The organism is Streptococcus sanguinis (assembly GCA_013378335.1).
GTDB classification, from domain to species: Bacteria; Bacillota; Bacilli; order Lactobacillales; family Streptococcaceae; genus Streptococcus; species Streptococcus sanguinis_I.
Genome location: CP040556.1, coordinates 1,021,571 through 1,040,651, shown reverse-complemented (window position 1 = coordinate 1,040,651; position 19,081 = coordinate 1,021,571). Strand labels below are relative to the sequence as shown.

Below are 19,081 nucleotides of genomic sequence, written 5' to 3'. Positions count from 1 at the left end.
CTTTACATCATCATTTGTTCAAGTAAAGCTTTTTTCATATTCTGCAGTTTGTCCAGTCTACACTGTTGAAGGGTAATGAACTTGTCCAGATCTTGGAAGAAACTGCCAATAGCCCTTTGTTCGGGAGGGGTAGGGAGTTTTAAAGGTAATTTCATCATGATATCTGCATTAAGTTTTGCTCTACCGCCACCAACTAAATATGGTTTAAAATTAATTTGTTTCATTGCAAATGCCAAAAACTTAGTATCTACCATTTTACTTCGTCCCTGTACTACATGAGCATGATTATTAACCCAAACTTTCCCATTAACATATTGAATCGGATAATCTTTTAGATCATTAGCACCATCTTCAGCAATCAGAACATATTCCCCATCATGAGTATAACCATCTACATAATCTTGTATTCCGTTAGCCCCATAGTATGGAATGGAACCAGATTTTCTTTTGTTTGCAGATACTGGTATTCGCAAATTATCAAATCTATCTGCCACTTCCTCCAACTTCCACTTTTTCCAAGCGACACCTGAAAATTCTTTGAAACGAATAGCCGGAACAGTTTGTTTATTCCCTGGAAACATCTTTTGCAACATGGCCTTTTTGATACGACGGCTTTTTTCGAGCTTACGCTGTTGAAGGGTAATGAGCTGGTCTAACTCTTGGAAGAAGCTACCAATGACCCTTTGTTCAGGAGGGGTGGGGAAAAAGGATTGAATATTATTGATAGTAATTTTTGACAAAGATGGAACCCCTGTCGATTCATCAAGATTTTTCCAAGTAACATTATTAAAAACAGAATAAACAAAATAAAGATTATTAGCATCTTTTGGTATACAGTAAAATAAAGTATCAACAGTCCAAAATGGAGCTTTTAAAATATATGGTTTATCTATCGTTCCTTTTCTACCAATACCGATGCCATCAACATCTGAGAGTGATTCTGAAACAGAAAGCATGTACCCACCTGTACCATAGACAGGGATCGTACCCGTAGACAGATGTTTATAATCTTTTCCACTATTAACTTCCACGACCTCCTCCAACTTCCGCTGTTCCCAAGCTTCCGCATTTTGACCTGAAAATTCTTTGAAACGAATAGCAGGTGCTTTTCTTTCTTCCGTCATCTTATTTTCTATTTAGGAGATTTTGAAACTCCCTCAATCCTTTCATATCAAATTCTGACCCCACCAACTTGTCAATCATATCAGAGAGACTTTGCTCGACAGCTGCTAGATCCTTGCTGACATCTTCAAAAGTTTCTGAGTATTTATCCGCTACTCCTGTGACATGTTTTATCAGCTGAGTAAATAAGGAATCTGGTAATTGCTTCAGCTGCTCAACGACTGGAACAATCCATTTCTTCTCAAGCAGTTCATTGGCCTCCTCATCTGACAGGTTTTCAATAACTTGCTTCGTTTTCAAATGGAGATCTTTCTCGGCTTCCTTAACTGTAGCAGCTAGGTACTTTTCTTCTTCTTGAAGTTCAATGACATTCTGTAAAGTGGCCTCAAAGCTTCCTTCCTCAAAAACTGTTTGACTCTGCAACAACCGAATATAGCTTCTCACACCAACTACTCCGTAAGTTTTGTCTTTTAATGCCTCCATTGATGACCAAGATACTTCAGGGTGAGCAGCTATAAAATCTATTTTTTCTACTTTCTTAGCTTTCCTATCTAACAGATCGAGATAAGTTCTTAGAGCCGAAATTTCCAAGCTATCCACATTGGCATAAATGTCCTCCAGCAACAGATTGACTTCCTTAGTGATAAAAGCATCTTGCTCCTCATTTAAAATCTGAAGTTCTTTTTCTTCTTCAGAAAGATTATCAATCAATTGAACATATGTCTCCTTAATGTCCTGCAGCCTAGCTTCTTGCGCTTTTATCTGTTCCAATTCTTCTTTAAGGTAGACTTCCTGAACCAACTCAAAAGGCAGTATGCGACCTAGCCAGCCTTTCTGTTGTTGTTCTTCTGATTCTTTTCCCTTCTTCTTTATGACAATATTGGGATCCACGCGCTTAACAGTTTGAAAGCCTTCAGTCTGAATCATCTCCAAATCCTGAGAAATTTCCTGCCATCTATCGTCTAAAAGTTGATAGGCAGTGTAAGGATCAACTATAGGATAGTTATGTAAATTCTTGAATAGCTGTTGACTAATCACAGACTCGGCCTGGGGCAAAGGAACAGATAAAGCCTGAACCACCAAATAATCATATAGAAATGCAGGAAATCTTTCAAAGCTCCGATGATAATCAGATAAGAATTTTTTTACATCCTTATTGTCTAAAATCACTTGTCTTAAGTCTGAACTTTTAACCACGACATAAGGGGAACCATCATCTTCAAAAAGATCAGAAAATAAACTAGGGAAAGTACGCCAAAAAGAATCTAATTTGGCCAGCTCTGATTTAGGAATTCCTCCATACATAGAGGCATAAATATCCCAAGATTCCTGAGGTTCAGATGAATCAACATAACGTGGAATATTGAGGTTATAGTCTTGTTGGCGAAGCTCTTCTTTTGATACCAGACGAGAATATCGCTCTATCCTTTCACGATTATTCACGGTATCAACAATCTTCTTAATGTCAGAAGCACGAAGTTGGTTGTTTTTTCCTACTTTTATAAAGCCTTTAGAGGCATCGACAATCAAGATATCATCTTGATCCCTATGCTGTTTTAGCACCATAATAATCGTAGGAATCCCTGTGCCAAAAAAGATATTTGAAGGCAAACCAATAATTGCATCAATCTTGTTTTTTTCGATTAAATTCTTACGAATTTCTTTTTCTTCACCCCTCGGAAAAGGACACCGTGAGGAAGGACGATAGCCATAATACCATCCGGCTTTAGATGGTATAAATCATGAAGCAAAAAAGCATAGTCTGCTTTGGTTTGAGGAGCTAAACCAAAACCAAAATAGCGGGGATCCTCTCCCTTATGTTCAGAATCCCATTTCTGCGAATAAGGTGGATTTGAAACAACAGCATCAACGTAGAGTGGATTATAAGTATTGACAGGATCGTTTTCATTAAAATAAGGCCAGTCATCCTCCAATGTATCCCCGTTTCGAGTGATAATATTGGACGGCAAAATCCCTCGCATAATCAAATTCATACGTGTTAGATTGTAGGTATTGCTCTTTAATTCTTGGGCATAATATTGGATTTTATTTTCCCCTTGGATAAATTTTGAAGCCGATTGCCCGATGTTGATGAGCAAAGAGCCCGATCCACTAGTCGGGTCATAAATTTTAATCTCATCTTTATCATGGAGATGATGGGCTACAATTTCAGATATCAGCACAGAGACTTCATGAGGGGTATAAAACTCACCTGCCTTTTTACCAGCATTTGCCGCAAACATACTAATCAGGTATTCGTAAATAAAGCCCAAAACATCATAGTCTCTTCTTCCTTCCATGGGAATTGACTTTATTAATGTAAGAAGCCTGCTAATAGCTTTTGTCTGAGAAGCAGCTGATTCCCCAAGTTTACTTAGGCCCGTCTGTAGAGTATCAAAAACACCTTCAAAAACATGTTTATGTCCTTTACCGATTAATCGATTAAATGCTGATAAGGCATCTCGAACATTCGATACATCGAAATCAACCCCTTTTTTAATCCAAGTAGAAAAGAGATTATCATAACTGATAAAATAACCAATTTTTTCTTGTATGTATTTTACAGTTTCTTTATCAGACTCTGATAAATCAGATAAATCATCACCATATCCTTCTTGAAAAAGAAATTGTTCTTCTTTATCTGATAAAAACTTGTAAAACATAAATCCTAAAATATAATCTTTATATTCGTTGGCTTCTATTTTAGAACGCATTTCATTGGCTGATTCCCAAATTTTTGCAGCTAATTGTTGCTTATTCATCTTTGTATCCTATCAATTTAAAAAATATTTATTCTCTATTATACCACAAGCTACAAAAAAACCAGCCGCTCAAAAATGAACGGCTGATTTCTAATCTATTTCACTACTGGTATCCAGACTTTCATTTGATAATTTGGTTGCTCTTGTTTTGATTCTGTTGGATTACCAAACAGTATCTTCGCTTTTCTCACTTCTTTTACTCTTCTTTATAGTGAATACACAAATCTCTAAATTTATTATCTAGCGCAGCAATATCATACAAGACTTCTGATAGTTTCTGATAATCTTCCTTGATACAAAATAGATGAGCTTGGCCGAACAATCTTGCTAAATTTTCTTTTATTTCTGATCTGACAGCATCGTATTCTTTTAAGAAGTTGCTCATGTATAGATTTCTGATAGAAGCTAATTTGAAACTAAAGTATTGATGAAGATGTTTTTGTTCTTCATTCAAGCCATTGTTCGCTACCGACTTAGCATATCTTGCTATCACATTCTCCTCGCCGTGCTCATATCGTTGCTTCATCAGTATAGATGTTTTCTTATAAATCTCTTTGGAAGTTGAAGATTTGATTTTTTGGAAGTTTCCCCACATGGAGAAAGAACCTCTTTTATAGTCGATATTTTTAGCTTCCCAGGCATTCGAAAATTCTGAGAAAGTCATTTTCATACAAGCAAAACCTGCTGGATCATGGAAATAGATAAACTCATCATCTAGATCATAAACCGAAACAAAATGGTCCACCCCATACAAATGAATATGATTGGGATTATAAGTCAGATACCCCATGTCCAAAGGGCCAAGAACAACTGGTCCGCTGAGCAAGAACTTACTTAAGATCTCTCTGATAGAGAGAAGATCCACCGCATTTGAATCCTTTATATAGTATTCATCATATGTAAAACCCAGAATGTTTAAAGAATGGCTGATAGAACTATCTGGCATCCCATTATCAAAGAAGACTAAGGGGTGTTTTTCATCTTCCTTTACAATACTAGCGCCATTTCCCATCACCATAATGGCTTCCAAAAACTCAGGGCGAACATCATACCCATACGAATGCAGCGCCATCGCAAGTGAATATGTATAGCAAAGAGAAACGTCCCCAAAATACATCTGCATAGCATTACCCTCCTCTGTAATCAATAGCTAAAAAATGACTTGCAATCGGCATTTTATTTCACCACTGGTATCCAGAGTTCCATTTGATAGTCTGGGGAGTACATATCACCCTCGGTGTAAACTTCAAAATCTGGTGCTCCTGAGTGGCGATAGCCAGTTTCTGGGAAAAAGACTTCCAAGACATATTTCCAAGCATGGTGGATGCTGGCTGGTATAGCGCCTTTGACTGGTACGATGGCATATTCAGCTTCTGCAATTTCTTTGATTGACAGACCCAGTTCTTCTGCTTTCGCTTTATCCGTCACATCATAAGAAGCCATATAGTTGATGATTTCGCCTTCTTTGACATCCGAGCAGACGCCAAAGGATTGGCCACTTCCCAGACTCTCTAGGCTTTCAAAACTGTGATTTGCATAGAGCTGCTCCCATGCATACGGGCACTGGCTATTGTCAATAGCTTCCAATAGGACGCCTGCTACGGTAAAAGCAGGTTTCTTTTGAATCTTGATATCCATGTTCTTTCCTCCTGTAATCTTTAAGGATAATTGAAGTCTAGGAAAGACCCGATAAGGTTTTCCATTTCGAACTTCTGAGGGGGTCGCACCATGGAATTTCTTGAAGGCTGCGCTGAAGGCATCCGCAGACTCATAGCCGTATTTCATCGCAATGTCAATGACTTTCTCAGAGCTTTCCCGCAAGTCCGTCACAGCTTCTGACAACCTGCGATTGCGTAGATATTCTGCTAACGTCATATCCGCAAGGATGGAAAAGAGCCTGCTAAAGAGAGCATAAGAATAGCCTGATAGCTGCTGAAATTTCTGCAAATCCACTTCTGCATCCAACTTACTTTCCAGATATTCCATGGTTTGATTGAATTGATGCATCATATTCTTTTTCACCTCACAAAAGATATTAAGGCCGTTAAAAACAAAGTGAAAATAGGAAAATTGGCGGAGGGGCTCCTGCTCCGAGAAATTTTATCTTTTTCACAAAGCTTTTAGGCCGTGTTCAATTCTAACTATAGTCTAACAGATATAAGATACTTCCGCCCCAGAATTTTTGTACAAGATTTAGAGGGGGATTCTACAACCTATCCCGCAACTTCTCCACAAAGAGATAAGCCGCAGGACAGGTCAGGGTATTTTTGATTGTCAGATGATTAATCTGATGAATCTTCTTGCGGTCTGTGTGGGGAAATTCTCTGCAAGCCTTGGGACGGACATCGTAGATTGAGCAGAGATTGTCTCCACCTAAAAAAGGACAAGGCATGGCCTTGAAAACCTTGTCACCGTCTTCGTCCACCTGTAGAAACTCCTCTTCAAAAGCCGGCAGCTTCATCTTGAAATACTTAGCAATACGGACAATATCAGCTTCCTTAAAGTCTGGCCCTAAAGTCTTACAGCAATTGGCACAAGCTGTACAGTCAATCTCCTCAAAGACCTCATAATGGATTTGCTGGGCAATCTTATCGAGGTCTTTTGGTGGCTTTTTCTTGAGATTTGCTAAAAATTTTCGGTGCTCTTTCTGCTTTTGCAGGGCTAATTGGTGGTACTTTTCAAGGTCGATTTCTTGAGTCATATATTTTTCTTTCTGTATTCAAATTGTTTTTATTATATCATAAAATGAGCGCTCTTAAATGTTGTCAAACCCCAAAAATATGACATATTCCACCTCACAAAAAAATCTGAGAACGAGTCCCAGATTTGCTTTTTATAAACTTAGAGAGTTATCATCAAATGCTTGTCCCGCCGTCTTTGCTGACACTCCATGTATCTTCGATATAGGGGATAAATTCATACAGAGTATCTTCATCGCCTTCAAAGGACATCATATAGACCTTATCGCCTTGTTTGAAGACCCAAACCGTTAGGTTTTGAGTGGATTTTAAAACAACATTAATCTGAAAGGCTTCATTTCCAGCTACGGTACTCTTTGCACCCCAAAAATCATCGACTTCCTTATTATCCTTCCAGTGGTAAGCAATCCGTTGGGCAATGGTTTCAGCGTTGAATTCTTCACCTTCTCCGATGTTAGCTTTTTCTTTTGTATAAGCGTTCATCGTTACAATGTTATAGCCACTTCCATCCGTATACTGGACACTGTCGCCACCATCTACATCTGTAAACTTAATCCAATTATCAGGAATACTAATATAGCCATAATCATCAGAGCCAACCCGCTGCGTACCAGTAGTCTTTGACGAATCTTTGTTTCTACGACTGCTACTACTTGTATCGCTGTCATCTCTCAGGGAAACCCGACTGGAAGAATCAGATGGTTTCCGACTGCTATAGCTCTTAATAAGGCTACAAGAAGACAGAGAGAGACCGGCTAAGATTGTCAGTGAGAGCAGAAAGTACTTCTTTTTCATGGTCATTCCTTCCTAAATCTAATAAATTTTACTAATACTAGTTTACCATATTTTTAGTACGAAAGGAAAGAGATACATTGTCACGTCCGATTAATGTTCCGTTTATAGGACTATGCTTTTTTAGCAGCCTTATTCCACTGGTACCATCCGACCAAACTGTTGATTAAATAGATCAAATATTTCCCTTGAATTTGAAGACTTTCACCCCACCAGAGGTAGATAGAAAAAATATTGGTTGCTGCCCAGAAAATCCACTGTTCACGATAAACAGCCGTCATCAAGATTTGCCCTACTCCATTTGTCGCATCCGTGATTGAATCACGATAAGGACGATTGGCACCAACAGACTGATAAATCAAGCCAAAGACCAACCACCAAAGCACACTGAGCGATAGATACTTTGTCCATCCTTTAGCATCTAGCTTACGAGCAACAAACTCTTGCTTTTCTTTTTTGAACTGACCTTGGTAAATCCATACCAAGAGTCCAATTGGCTGCATGATTGTAAAGTAAAGAGTCGTCAGGACCTCGCCATAGAAGCCTTTCTGCAAAGCCAAAATCAAGTAAATCACAGAATTGATCAAACCAAAGAGGTAATTGCTAGCCCGTCCTTCAGAAACGAAGATCACACAGATAATCCCAGTCAGACTGCAAATCATCCCCGTCCAATCCACGATGCGATGTTCATATATCAGCTCCAGCCAGAGCGGAAAACTCCCTAGAATCAAGAGGTAAACCCATTGACCTAGACTGCGATGAGCAAACAAATCGTCCCAGATAAGCTTCAAGGTACCAGAAAAGCCGAGCTTCTTCATGCTAGTCACCATGCGTTTGTAGCCACCAGACATTTCAGAAAGCGTCAGCTTCATGTTTGCGATTTTCTTTTGGATATAAGTATTCATTCTTTCTCCTTTTGTTTTTTAAGAGCCGTGTCAAATTGACTTACGGATGCAACGCTCTATTATTTTCGAACACGTACAAGATTTGTCTTATACAGTGTTCACATTTTATCACATTCCTATTTCAGAAAATGTCAAGTAAAATCAAAAAAAGATTTTCTAACGTTCGGATTTCAAGAAAAGACCTACAAGTTTTTGTAGGTCTTTTCACTTGAATTTGGTAGTAGCCGAACTTTTTTCTGATTTGTTACTATCTTTTTGTGAAGCATAATTAAATGCATCATTAAAATTTGACGATTTATGATTGCTATAATTTTCATTAGACTATAAGTAACAAGAGATAAAGCTACCAAGACTATCAGGAAAGTTAGAAGACATTTTTGAGACTAAGGCATTTCATAGCTGAAAATGCAGAATAATGAGCAAACTAGTTTCAAATAAGTATCAACTCTAACAGGAAATTACTAGAACTATTGCGATAAGAACAAAACCAATAATGGAAAAAATTATTATTAGCAACTTAAAGATGATTCTATCATGGCTAGCATAACGTTCTACAAAGGCTTTTTCAGGCCTCTCAGGATTATAATAAACCGCCATGGCTGAGCCTTTTGGAAATATTTCTCTTAACTGTAAATTCTTTCCAGCGCTAAGAATATATTTCCTGTCAAAGACATCTTTTTGCTCTTTCTTCCTGGGAGTTTCTACATAATAAGCATATTCAAATTTTTTTCTGTATGTTGTCCCATTCACGAGATATTCTACAACAGGCAAAGGGATAGCCATTTCATTACGGTTGTCATAGTCAACCACAAGACCTTCAATTTTAGAAGTACATTTTTTCTGAATATCCTTCTCCCGTCGATAAAATAGGTATAAAACCAAATTTGTAAGACCGATAAAGAAACTTATGGCTACAATCATGATAATCGTTTTATCCAAGATTTGCCTCACTCTCCTATTTCCAAGCTCGGATGAATAACATCACCTGAAATTTTCTTCGCTTTTATAATTCAGGGCTCAGGCGAATAAAGTTCATCGGACTTTATTCCTCATCCATGCTCAAAACACTGAGGAAGGCTTCTTGCGGGACTTCGACAGAGCCGATAGCTTTCATCCGTTTTTTACCGGCTTTTTGTTTTTCTAGGAGTTTGCGCTTCCGAGAAACGTCACCACCATAACACTTGGCCAAGACATTCTTACGCAGAGCCTTGATGTCTGTCCGAGCCACGATTTTCTGACCAATAGCGGCCTGAATGGGTACTTCAAACTGCTGACGAGGAATGATTTTCTTGAGCTTGTCTACAATCAGCTTACCACGCTCATAGGCAAATTCCTTGTGAACGATGAAGCTGAGAGCATCAACCTTGTCGCCATTGAGGAGAATATCCATCTTCACCAGCTTGGACGAGCGATACTCAGAGATTTCGTAGTCGAAGCTAGCATAGCCACGAGTAGATGACTTGAGCTTGTCAAAGAAGTCAAAGACAATTTCAGCAAGTGGGATTTGATAGATGACATTGACCCGATTATCATCGATATAGTCCATGGTCACAAAGTCACCGCGCTTGCGTTGAGCCAACTCCATCACCGCTCCGACAAATTCTTGGGGCACCATAATCTGCGCCTTAACATATGGCTCCTCGATGGAATCAATCTTGGTCGGATCCGGAAACTCGCTCGGATTGGACACATCAAGGGAGGCACCATCTGTCATATTGACCTTATAGATAACGGATGGTGCCGTCATGATGAGGTCGATATTAAACTCACGCTCCAAACGCTCCTGAATGACATCCATGTGCAGCAAGCCCAAGAAGCCACAGCGGAACCCAAACCCTAGTGCTTGCGATGTTTCTGGCTCAAACTGCAGACTGGCATCGTTTAGCTGGAGCTTTTCAAGAGCCTCGCGCAGGTCATTGTATTTATTGGACTCGATAGGATAGAGACCAGCGAAGACCATAGGATTCATTTGCTTGTAGCCAGCTAGTGGCTCTGCAGCTGGATTGTCCGCCAAGGTCACTGTATCTCCGACTCGAGTGTCCTGTACCGTCTTGATAGAGGCTGCGATATAGCCAACATCCCCAGTAGCCAAGAAATCACGACCAATGGCTTTGGGAGTAAAGATGCCGACCTCAGTCACATCAAAGGTCTTACCATTGCTCATGAGCTGAATGGTATCTCCTGGCTTGACCACACCGTCCATCACCCGCACTTGCAGGATTACCCCACGATAGGCATCGTAGACTGAGTCAAAAATCAAGGCCTTGAGCGGTGCTTCAACATTTCCAGTCGGAGCTGGAACTTTTTCTACTATCTGTTCAAGGATTTCTTCAATTCCGATACCAGCCTTGGCAGAAGCCAATACGGCTTCGCTAGCATCCAGTCCAATCACGTCTTCAATCTCTGCCCGCACCCGCTCTGGATCCGCAGCTGGCAGGTCAATCTTATTGATGACTGGCAGGATTTCCAAGTCATTATCCAGCGCTAGATAAACATTGGCCAAGGTCTGAGCTTCAATCCCCTGAGCCGCATCCACGACCAAAATAGCTCCTTCACAGGCTGCCAATGACCTCGATACCTCATAGGTAAAGTCCACGTGTCCCGGTGTATCAATCAAGTGGAAGATATAGGTTTCGCCGTCCTTGGCAGTATAATTAAGCTCGATGGCATTGAGCTTAATGGTGATACCACGCTCCCGCTCCAAGTCCATGCTGTCCAAGAGTTGGGCCTGCATTTCCCGGCTGGAAACCGTCTCAGTCGCCTCCAAAATCCGGTCGGCTAAGGTTGATTTCCCGTGGTCGATGTGGGCAATGATGGAGAAATTGCGGATCTTCTCCTGACGTTTTTTCAAATCTTCTAAATTCATTTTTCTCATCCTTTTAGGGTATTCTATTTATTATAACACAAGACCAGTGATTTTTCCTATAGACTCGGACTTTCTCTATAAATTATGCTATACTAGTCAGAGAATAATTTTGGAGACACTTTATGATTAAAATTCTTGCACTTGATATGGACGGCACCTTGCTCAACAGCAAAAAAGAAATTCCCCAGGCTCACATTGAGGCTATCCACCAAGCTATTGAAAAAGGAGTCAAATTGGTTCTTTGCACAGGTCGTCCCTTGGTTGGCGTCAAGCCTTATTATGACAAGCTGGGCCTGACACAAGAAAATGAATATATCATCGTGGACAATGGCTGCGCTACACACCAGACCAGCGACTGGAGTCTGGTAGACTGGCAAGAGCTGAGCGGTCAGGATATTCGCTATCTATATAGCCTTTCTGAAAATAGCCCTGTCCAGCTGACTCTCTTTGATGAAGAGCATTATTTCGTCGTCGGAGAAAAAGCCAGTTCCTATGTCGTGAATGACGCTAGCTTAGTCTTTACTAGTCCAACCGAGATTAGTCTGGAAGAAGCTTGCAGTGATCAACACAGAATGTTTCAAGCTATGTTTTTAGGCAGCCAAGAGCAGGTAGATGCTTTTGAAGCTGACTTTGGTCAAGAAATCTGCCAGCGTTTCAGCGGCGTTCGCTCTCAGTCAGTCATTTACGAGGCCATGCCGTCTGGTGTGACCAAAGCCTTTGCCCTGGAGCGATTGGCTAAACAATTGGACGTCAAGCCTCAGGAAATCATGGCAATCGGTGATGCCAACAACGACATCGAGATGCTGGAATATGCAGGTCTCGGTGTTGCTATGGGTAATGCTTCAGACTATGTCAAAAGCCTAGCCGATGCCGTCACAGACAGCTGTGACGAAAATGGGGTCGCTACAGCTATTGAGAAGTATATTTTGAACTCATAAAAGGCAAAAAGGAAGAGCGCTGTCTCTTCCTTTTTTGTTCTATATCTCTAATACTATGCCATCTTGGCACTTGGGAATCAGACAATATCTATTCCCTTATCCTTCAGATTTTCCAAGCATTCTTTCAGATAGGCTGCGTCATGCTCCGGATAAATAGGATGTTCGAGCTCCTCAGCTGGCAACTGCTGGTAAGGTGGACAGGTCTTGCCACGGTAGTCCTTATCCAGCCAAAGAGGATCCGGCTGATAGCCCCGTCGTTGCATCTCCTCCATAATCAAGAGATGATAAGCACACAGGTAATAAGGGCTATGCTCAAAAACATAGTTGACCGTCGCATGCGGCTTGCCCCACCCTCGACCACGTAAGGCTGCACACTCTCGGTGCTGGCCTAAAAGCTGCTGGCGCGGAAGTTTTTCAATTAAATCTTGGTGCCAAAGTCTCACGGTTTTCTCCTTCTAGAATAATCTTATAAAGTCATCAACGAATATGAACAATCAACTCTTGGGCAGCTTTCCTGCTTTCTCCAGCATTTTCTTGACAAAATACGGCATCTTAACATTCTCACGCCCCTTTTTCTCAATTAGCTTCTTGACGAAATCTGGCATTTTCAGCTCTGCATCCTCTGCAAGAATCTGGCTGCTCTCCTCCGATGGCTGTAATTCATCGAAGGTTTCTTCTTCTGGAAAACATTCTTTGAAGGGTTCATGCTCATGGCGGCGGATACTTTGAATCAGGGTATCAATTAGACGGTCATCTGCATTGGGCATAGGCGGTCTATGATAGGCAACACCCAAATCTTCGCAAAGTTCCTTGCACTCCACGTCATTGTCAAAAAGGACCTCTATATGCTCACTGATAAAGCTAATCGGCACAAAAATATAATGCTGCGGATGTGTTTCTTGCTGGCGCATGTAGTCCAGTACATCAGGTTTGATCCAAGGGAGCCCAATGTCACTCTCACTCTGCCAAACATTGAGATAATCCTCCTCTGTCAAACCCAACCTGTCAGCAATCAAACGGGCATTGTCATAAATCTGATCAATGTAAGGATCTCCGAAATCCAAGGCCAGAATAGGCACACTGTGGGCTGAAAAGAAAATCTTGAAGGTCTCTTCTCCAACCTCTTCTGTAAGAATCTTTCTCAGCTCCTCTGCCCAATAATCAAGAATAGCTTCTTCCTGGTACCATTCCTTAATGATATTAAAGCGGATGGAATCACTCTGGATAAACTTCTCATAGCCCATGACAGAATAGTAAGAAAAATGAGGCTCTAGAATCAAACAGATACTATCCTCAATACCATCCTCTTCCATCTGCTCAATCACATCTGGTATAAAAGGACGTGAAAATTTATTGGCAAAATAAACCGCATACTCACCAGCCAAACGCTGACGAACCTTTTCCACCTCTTCTAGACTGATACGCTGCAGAGGCGTTCCACCGATGAGGACATAGTTATCATAGAGGGTCTGAATCTCATGGTCTTGCGGTCTGACACCGCGGCGAATATTGGTGAAAAATTCAGCCACTCCCTCAAAGCTAATCTCCTCTGGCGAGCCAAAAGTCATCATTAGAATTGCTTTCTTCATCATCTTTCCTCTTCTGTCACTCCGAGAAAGCCAAGAAGACTTTCCAATGACTTGTTTGTAATCACTTTCATTTTAACATCTTAAAAAAGACTTGAATAGACCAAAAAACCTATTCCTTGAAAAGAATAGGGAAATTTAATAATTCAGATATTTTAATGTTGGAGACATACTTTAATAGTTTGTTGAATTCTCCAATTATAAATCAATATTAAGCAGGCACCCCAGCTCTTGATAGAGAATCTCTGTAGGCTGATATTCTTTGCTTTGCTGGGCAAGAGTTTTCAACTGAGACCAGTCCGCGCGATTCGTCAATTCTTTAAAAAGCCGCAGCACTTCTGCATCAGTCTTTCTGCGAGCAACCAACCCCACCTGGGCCAGCTCAGCACGAACGGCATTGTCAAACTGGTCATAATCCTGCGGCAAAATGAGACTGGGAATCTCATGCTCAATACAGGCCATCATAATACCCGTTCCTGCGTGCTGAATGGCAAAATCTATCTTATCCAGAATATCGGTATAGGGCAGATAGTCAAAGAGCAGCAGGTTTTCCGCAAGTCTCTTCGGAGCATTGCCCAAGCCACTAGATTCTCCCAAGGTGACGTAAAAGAGGTAATCTGGGTAGAGCTGGCTTAGCTTTTTCGCCCGCTCCACCATGCGCTCCTTCTCCCATTTCAAATGAGTGCCGCAAGTCACTAAAACCCGCTTCTTTTCGGTCTCAAAATAAGACTCATGAGCTGCAGGCAGACGATCAAAGGACAGGCATTTGTAACCAACCCAGCGAAGCTGCTTAGGAAAATCGTCTCGAAACTCTAGCTCTTTCATGCCCAAAGCTAAGATAGAGTACGGCGAATAAATGGCTTCTGTACCGTCTTCCCGATAGAGTTTAAAATCTTGATAATCTCCCAAACTCTTCCGGACTAAAGCAAAGGCCATTTTCTTTCCACAACGAATAGCTTGCCTGCCTAAGACATCTCTGAATTTGTACAAGACACCCTGATGAGGTTTCCAACCTCCCAAATAGGTCGGAGTTGTCGTCCGGCACTCAATCGCAACGGGACTCGGAATCGTAGTTATCCAGGGAATGCCAAAGCGATCAGAAATCAAGCCTGCTGGCGAAGCAACAAAGTCCGCTATGACCAAATCCGGTTTGCTGCCCTCTTGCCAAATTCGATTTAATTCGTCTATAACTTCTGGAATTAGTCTAGAATTAGCCCGAAACTGCTGATAAGTAATCAGGGGATTGCTTTGCTGCGGTGTATTGGCGATGTCCTCCATCACTGTCGGTCTTTCTGGAAAGAGTGCCAGACAGTCAAAACCGATTTCCTCTACCAGCTCTTTCTTTTGACAGCCAGTGATAACCCGAATCTGAAAACGCGGATCCGCTAGCAGAGGCTTGACTAAGGTCAAAGTAGGCAGCAAATGTCCACTAAAAGGCACACTAATCACATCAATCTTTATCACTTTTTCTAATCCAGTCATAAACTAATCCTTTCACATCTTCCCTGTATTCATAATCAAAATGGTTGCTATCCACCATCACATCAGCTGGATGGCCATCTAGAAATCTGCTGTAAATGTCATTCCTGCCCTTAATGACCAGCAAGTCAATATCCTTGCGATTTAGGAGTCTCTGTGAAACAGGCCCCAGCGCAATCACTCTCAGTCTGTACGGCAGATTTTCCTCACCCAAGCCCTCTAGCCACTGGGTTAGCATATTGAGTCCAGAGCTTTTGCAGATAATGACAGCCTCCTCAGCATCCAGTAAAGGAGACAAGTGATGCTGTAAAGCCTCCTGAAAGCGAAGATTGCAGAGAGTATGCCAATAGTAACGGATATTGGAAATGGATGCTGTCAACAAGGAAACTTGGGTTTGTCGCTCATGCTCAAATTTCTGATTAAATGGAAAATTGCTAGCCACCACTGAGAAATCCGGTGGACAAATCTGTTCAAGAAACTCAAGCTGTCCAGCAGTGAGACTAGCGCAGTCCAAATGACTGCTGCCACTGAGAAAAAGCAAGACCTTGCTAGATTTCAACATGGTTTGGCCTAGCGACAGAGCATCCAACTTATCCAAGTACTGCTTCATCTTACTCATAGCGGATTTTCCCATCCGTCACTCGAATCTTTCTTCCCCGCCAGTTAATCAGAGGCGGACTAAGCAAGACATAGAGGAAAAGCCAAGGCAAGACAAGGTCATTCAGTACCTCGTAAAACACCTCATCCAGATACGGCCGGCCGGTTAGGATAAGGCGACGATAAGCCAGCATCCAAACCGCCTTGACCAAGAGCAAAAACAAAGCCAGAAGTACAAAACGCCAGCCAAGAAAGAAACTAATGAGCAAGGCAGTAAGAGGCAGGAAACTAGGCAATGCAATTAAAATAATAACTTTCCAGTCCAAGTGCTCCTTCAGATAGATAGAGCTAAAAAGCAGCCAACGCTTCATCTGCAGCAAATATTGCTTGGCATCCTTGATAGTAGTCCGAACATTACAGGTTACCCGCGTCTGGATAATCTCCACTCCCTTGCTGCGCAGAAAATCCGCTACAGCCAAATCATCACATAGGTAGTCCTTTATAACACTGAAAAGCTTCTGCCCCCTAGCCAGTTCAAGCGGTAAAATGTAGAACATTCCATTAATTGAGTGATTGGCTTTGACTTCTGCCATGGTAAAATAGGTAATGAAAGAATTGCCATTGACAAAAGCAGCTACTAGTTTGGACCAGAAATTGCTTCGCTCCTGATTATAGGGAATGCCGGTCAGAATAACATTCTCTCCCATATAATCCGTCAACTCTCCCATTTTTGAAAAATCAATGACGCTGTCGTCGTCGAGAACAATCAGATAAGGCCGGGTCAGCTCATCTATAATCTGCTCAATCTTATAACTCTTAGGATTAATCCCCTGAGGGACATCCTCCATGAGAAAAATGTGAATACGCTGGGCATAAGAAGGATTTTGACAAATCTTATCAGCCACTCGCTGAGCCTCTGGGTCAGACTGATCAATCAGCCAATAAAACTCTACTTTGTCTGTCTGCTGGAGATTGGCTAGCAAGTCATTTTCCAAACGAGGGTCACCAGATAGGATGGGCTGGACCACCGTATAAAGCTCCTCTTGAAAGTCTGATGAAGAGCTCTGCCCTTTTTCAAATAAGCCAAAGACAAGAGCCAACGCAAGATAAAAATAAGCAGGTAGGCAGCAGCCAACAGGAAAAAAATAAGTTTCATGATTAAAGCCCCTTTCGTAGATAAGCGCCAATCAAACGGATAATCCATCTTTGCGGAAGTAGCTTCATGAGCCAAACCAGTAGTCGATATCTCTTGCCCACTATAGCATAGGAACGGCCTTGATAGAGCAGTCTGATGATGCGTCGTGCTGCTATCTCCGGGCTCATCTGCAACTGACTTCCACCCAAAGCATCCTGCAGCTCTGGAGGAAAGATATCAGTCTGAACCGGTCCTAAAATGTAAAGACAAACTTTCGCCTCAGAGCCTTTGAGCCGCAGCTCTTCTTGCAAGGCTAGACAGTAAGTCTGCAAAGCGGCCTTGCTAGCGCTGTATGCCGCTAGATAAGGATGGGGACAAAGCGCTGCCAGAGAGGAAAGTTGGACAAGTCTTATCTTGCGATTGCGCTCCACAACTTGCTTCATCAGCCGAATCGCTGCTTGGTAATTAACCTGCCAGATCGCATTTTCATCTGCTTCCGAAAGAGATAGCGCTGGACCAAAATTAGCCAGACCGCAGCAATTAATCAGTAGATCCGCCTCTAGCTGCTGAGCAAAATCGTCCACAGCAGTCGCATCCAGCAAATCCAAAACTCTGCAGGAAAGCTTAGCTCTAGCTCCTGACAAGTCCTCTTGCAGCTGAGTGAGTTTCGCTCCATCTCTGCCGACCAAGACCAGATGGTCTGTCCTTTGAGCTAGTTCACTAGCCAACTGACGACCTATACCTCCCGAAGCCCCCAAAATCACAGCTTTGCTAATTGTTTTTTCCATTTGCATAGATATAGTTTACCAGATTTTGACAAGATAGAAAACTAATTGCTAGATTTTACCTTTGCCCTCAAGAAACGAAAAACATTTCTCACCTGCCCCTGAATATGCTAAAATAGACTTAAATGAAATGAAACAAGGAGCATTTATGAAATATCCCAATCTTTTAGAGCGTTTCCTGACTTATGTCAAGGTCAACACGCGCTCAGACGAGACATCTACTACTACACCTAGCACCCAGAGTCAGGTGGATTTGCCAAAAATGTCCTCATCCCTGAGATGAAGCGGGTTGGCTTGGAAAATGTCTACTACTTGCCTAATGGCTTTGCTATTGGGACTCTGCCAGCCAACGACCCTAGCTTTACACGGAAAATTGGCTTTATTTCCCACATGGATACGGCGGATTTCAACGCAGAAAACATCCAGCCGCAGGTTATTGAGAATTATGACGGCGGTGTGATTCCGCTGGGGCAATCTGGCTTTAACTTAGATCCTGCTGACTTTGCTAGTCTCCATAAATACAAGGGTCAAACCTTAATTACGACCGATGGAACCACTCTTTTGGGAGCAGACGACAAGTCCGGTATTGCTGAAATCATGACAGCTATCGAATACCTGTCTGCCCATCCAGAAATCAAACATGGAGAAATCCGAGTTGGCTTTGGACCAGACGAAGAAATCGGTATCGGTGCTGATAAGTTTGACGCTGAAGACTTTGATGTGGACTTTGCCTACACAGTAGATGGCGGACCTCTAGGCGAACTCCAGTATGAAACCTTTAGCGCTGCTGGAGCAGAACTAACCTTCCAAGGCCGCAATGTCCATCCGGGAACTGCCAAAGACCAGATGGTCAATGCTCTGCAATTGGCTATTGACTTCCACAACCAACTGCCAGAAAGCGACCGACCAGAGAAGACCGAGGGCTACCAAGGCTTCTACCACCTGATGAACCTGACTGGTACAGTCGAAGAAGCTCAAGCTAGCTACATTGTTCGTGACTTTGAGACAGAGGCTTTTGAAAATCGCAAAGCTGCTATGCGGACCATTGCTGAAACGATGAACCAAGAGCTGGGCAGCGAGCGCGTTATCTTGACCCTCAAAGACCAGTATTACAACATGAAGCAGGTCATTGAAAAGGACATGACACCTATCCATATCGCCAAAGCAGTCATGGAAAGTCTGGACATCCAGCCCATTATCGAGCCTATCCGTGGCGGAACTGACGGCTCTAAAATTTCCTTTATGGGCATCCCGACACCTAACCTCTTTGCTGGTGGCGAAAACATGCACGGCCGCTTCGAATATGTCAGCCTAGAAACCATGGAACGTGCTGTCGATACCATTATCGGCATTGTTTCCTATCAAGATTAAAAACGAAACCACAGAAGTTCACGAGGAATTTCTGTGGTTTTTCG

Annotated in this window: 14 protein-coding genes and 3 pseudogenes; 2 read left to right on the top strand and 15 right to left on the bottom strand. The window is 42.0% G+C overall.

Annotation, left to right across the window (positions count from 1 at the left end):
- Positions 1-2: 2 nt before the first annotated feature.
- The 9 genes and pseudogenes from FFV08_05525 to lepA all read right to left on the bottom strand — a co-directional run bounded on the left by FFV08_05525 (position 3) and on the right by lepA (position 11,155).
- Positions 3-1,124, bottom strand: coding sequence for a restriction endonuclease subunit S (locus FFV08_05525; GenBank protein ID QLB52140.1), 1,122 nt, complete (start codon positions 1,122-1,124; stop codon positions 3-5).
- 1 nt (position 1,125) lies between these two features.
- A pseudogene (locus FFV08_05520) lies at positions 1,126-3,884 on the bottom strand (type I restriction-modification system subunit M).
- A gap of 196 nt (positions 3,885-4,080) precedes the next feature.
- Positions 4,081-5,007 carry a DNA repair protein RadC gene (locus FFV08_05515; GenBank protein ID QLB52139.1) on the bottom strand — a complete coding sequence of 309 codons (927 nt, stop codon included), beginning with the start codon at positions 5,005-5,007 and terminating at the stop codon, positions 4,081-4,083.
- Positions 5,008-5,060: 53 nt separating this feature from the next.
- The gene (locus FFV08_05510) at positions 5,061-5,894 is read right to left on the bottom strand and encodes an AraC family transcriptional regulator (GenBank protein ID QLB52138.1); all 834 of its coding nucleotides are present in this window, start codon (positions 5,892-5,894) and stop codon (positions 5,061-5,063) included.
- A gap of 196 nt (positions 5,895-6,090) precedes the next feature.
- Complete coding sequence (locus FFV08_05505) at positions 6,091-6,585, bottom strand: YkgJ family cysteine cluster protein (GenBank protein QLB52137.1); 495 nt, start codon at positions 6,583-6,585, stop codon at positions 6,091-6,093.
- A 154-nt stretch (positions 6,586-6,739) separates the two neighbouring features.
- On the bottom strand, positions 6,740-7,384 hold the full coding sequence (locus FFV08_05500) for a hypothetical protein (GenBank protein ID QLB52136.1): 645 nt from the start codon (positions 7,382-7,384) through the stop codon (positions 6,740-6,742).
- Between the two features lie 104 nt (positions 7,385-7,488).
- Positions 7,489-8,280 carry a nicotinamide riboside transporter PnuC gene (locus FFV08_05495; GenBank protein ID QLB52135.1) on the bottom strand — a complete coding sequence of 264 codons (792 nt, stop codon included), beginning with the start codon at positions 8,278-8,280 and terminating at the stop codon, positions 7,489-7,491.
- 447 nt (positions 8,281-8,727) lie between these two features.
- Positions 8,728-9,063 (bottom strand): DUF3592 domain-containing protein, encoded by a 336-nt coding sequence (locus FFV08_05490; protein ID QLB53275.1) that lies wholly within the window; start codon positions 9,061-9,063, stop codon positions 8,728-8,730.
- A gap of 259 nt (positions 9,064-9,322) precedes the next feature.
- Positions 9,323-11,155 carry an elongation factor 4 gene (lepA, locus tag FFV08_05485; protein ID QLB52134.1) on the bottom strand — a complete coding sequence of 611 codons (1,833 nt, stop codon included), beginning with the start codon at positions 11,153-11,155 and terminating at the stop codon, positions 9,323-9,325.
- Positions 11,156-11,268: 113 nt separating this feature from the next.
- Between lepA and FFV08_05480 the strand changes: the two genes are divergently transcribed.
- Positions 11,269-12,084: an HAD family phosphatase gene (locus FFV08_05480; GenBank protein ID QLB52133.1), complete on the top strand. Its 816-nt coding sequence runs from the start codon at positions 11,269-11,271 to the stop codon at positions 12,082-12,084.
- Between the two features lie 77 nt (positions 12,085-12,161).
- Here the strand turns inward: FFV08_05480 and FFV08_05475 are convergent, their stop codons facing one another.
- From FFV08_05475 to FFV08_05450, 6 genes and pseudogenes are all read right to left on the bottom strand, one after another.
- On the bottom strand, positions 12,162-12,527 hold the full coding sequence (locus FFV08_05475) for a hypothetical protein (protein ID QLB52132.1): 366 nt from the start codon (positions 12,525-12,527) through the stop codon (positions 12,162-12,164).
- Positions 12,528-12,578: 51 nt separating this feature from the next.
- Positions 12,579-13,676 carry a ferrochelatase gene (gene hemH / locus FFV08_05470; protein QLB52131.1) on the bottom strand — a complete coding sequence of 366 codons (1,098 nt, stop codon included), beginning with the start codon at positions 13,674-13,676 and terminating at the stop codon, positions 12,579-12,581.
- A 192-nt stretch (positions 13,677-13,868) separates the two neighbouring features.
- Positions 13,869-15,152: a glycosyltransferase family 1 protein gene (locus FFV08_05465; protein ID QLB52130.1), complete on the bottom strand. Its 1,284-nt coding sequence runs from the start codon at positions 15,150-15,152 to the stop codon at positions 13,869-13,871.
- The gene (locus FFV08_05460; GenBank protein ID QLB52129.1) at positions 15,121-15,783 is read right to left on the bottom strand and encodes a hypothetical protein; all 663 of its coding nucleotides are present in this window, start codon (positions 15,781-15,783) and stop codon (positions 15,121-15,123) included. Before FFV08_05460 ends, FFV08_05465 begins: the two co-directional genes overlap by 32 nt.
- Positions 15,761-16,950 (bottom strand): annotated as a pseudogene (locus FFV08_05455) (ceramide glucosyltransferase). Before FFV08_05455 ends, FFV08_05460 begins: the two are co-directional and overlap by 23 nt.
- Positions 16,905-17,675: an SDR family NAD(P)-dependent oxidoreductase gene (locus FFV08_05450; protein QLB52128.1), complete on the bottom strand. Its 771-nt coding sequence runs from the start codon at positions 17,673-17,675 to the stop codon at positions 16,905-16,907. The pseudogene FFV08_05455 and the gene FFV08_05450 overlap by 46 nt, the downstream one beginning before the upstream one ends.
- 139 nt (positions 17,676-17,814) lie before the next feature.
- On the opposite strand from FFV08_05450, the pseudogene pepT reads away from it, so the two are divergent.
- A pseudogene (gene pepT, locus FFV08_05445) lies at positions 17,815-19,037 on the top strand (peptidase T).
- The last annotated feature ends 44 nt before the right edge of the window (positions 19,038-19,081 follow it).

Excerpts from the sequence above, each read along its gene's own strand:
- FFV08_05465 (QLB52130.1), bottom strand. The coding sequence starts at position 15,152 with ATGACTGGATTAGAAAAAGTGATAAAGATTGATGTGATTAGTGTGCCT.
- FFV08_05510 (QLB52138.1), bottom strand. The coding sequence starts at position 5,894 with ATGATGCATCAATTCAATCAAACCATGGAATATCTGGAAAGTAAGTTG.
- FFV08_05505 (QLB52137.1), bottom strand. The coding sequence starts at position 6,585 with ATGACTCAAGAAATCGACCTTGAAAAGTACCACCAATTAGCCCTGCAA.
- hemH (QLB52131.1), bottom strand. The coding sequence starts at position 13,676 with ATGATGAAGAAAGCAATTCTAATGATGACTTTTGGCTCGCCAGAGGAG.
- FFV08_05525 (QLB52140.1), bottom strand. The coding sequence starts at position 1,124 with ATGACGGAAGAAAGAAAAGCACCTGCTATTCGTTTCAAAGAATTTTCA.
- FFV08_05480 (QLB52133.1), top strand. The coding sequence starts at position 11,269 with ATGATTAAAATTCTTGCACTTGATATGGACGGCACCTTGCTCAACAGC.
- FFV08_05490 (QLB53275.1), bottom strand. The coding sequence starts at position 9,063 with ATGGCTATCCCTTTGCCTGTTGTAGAATATCTCGTGAATGGGACAACA.
- FFV08_05515 (QLB52139.1), bottom strand. The coding sequence starts at position 5,007 with ATGCAGATGTATTTTGGGGACGTTTCTCTTTGCTATACATATTCACTT.
- FFV08_05500 (QLB52136.1), bottom strand. The coding sequence starts at position 7,384 with ATGACCATGAAAAAGAAGTACTTTCTGCTCTCACTGACAATCTTAGCC.
- FFV08_05450 (QLB52128.1), bottom strand. The coding sequence starts at position 17,675 with ATGCAAATGGAAAAAACAATTAGCAAAGCTGTGATTTTGGGGGCTTCG.
- FFV08_05460 (QLB52129.1), bottom strand. The coding sequence starts at position 15,783 with ATGGGAAAATCCGCTATGAGTAAGATGAAGCAGTACTTGGATAAGTTG.
- lepA (QLB52134.1), bottom strand. The coding sequence starts at position 11,155 with ATGAGAAAAATGAATTTAGAAGATTTGAAAAAACGTCAGGAGAAGATC.
- FFV08_05495 (QLB52135.1), bottom strand. The coding sequence starts at position 8,280 with ATGAATACTTATATCCAAAAGAAAATCGCAAACATGAAGCTGACGCTT.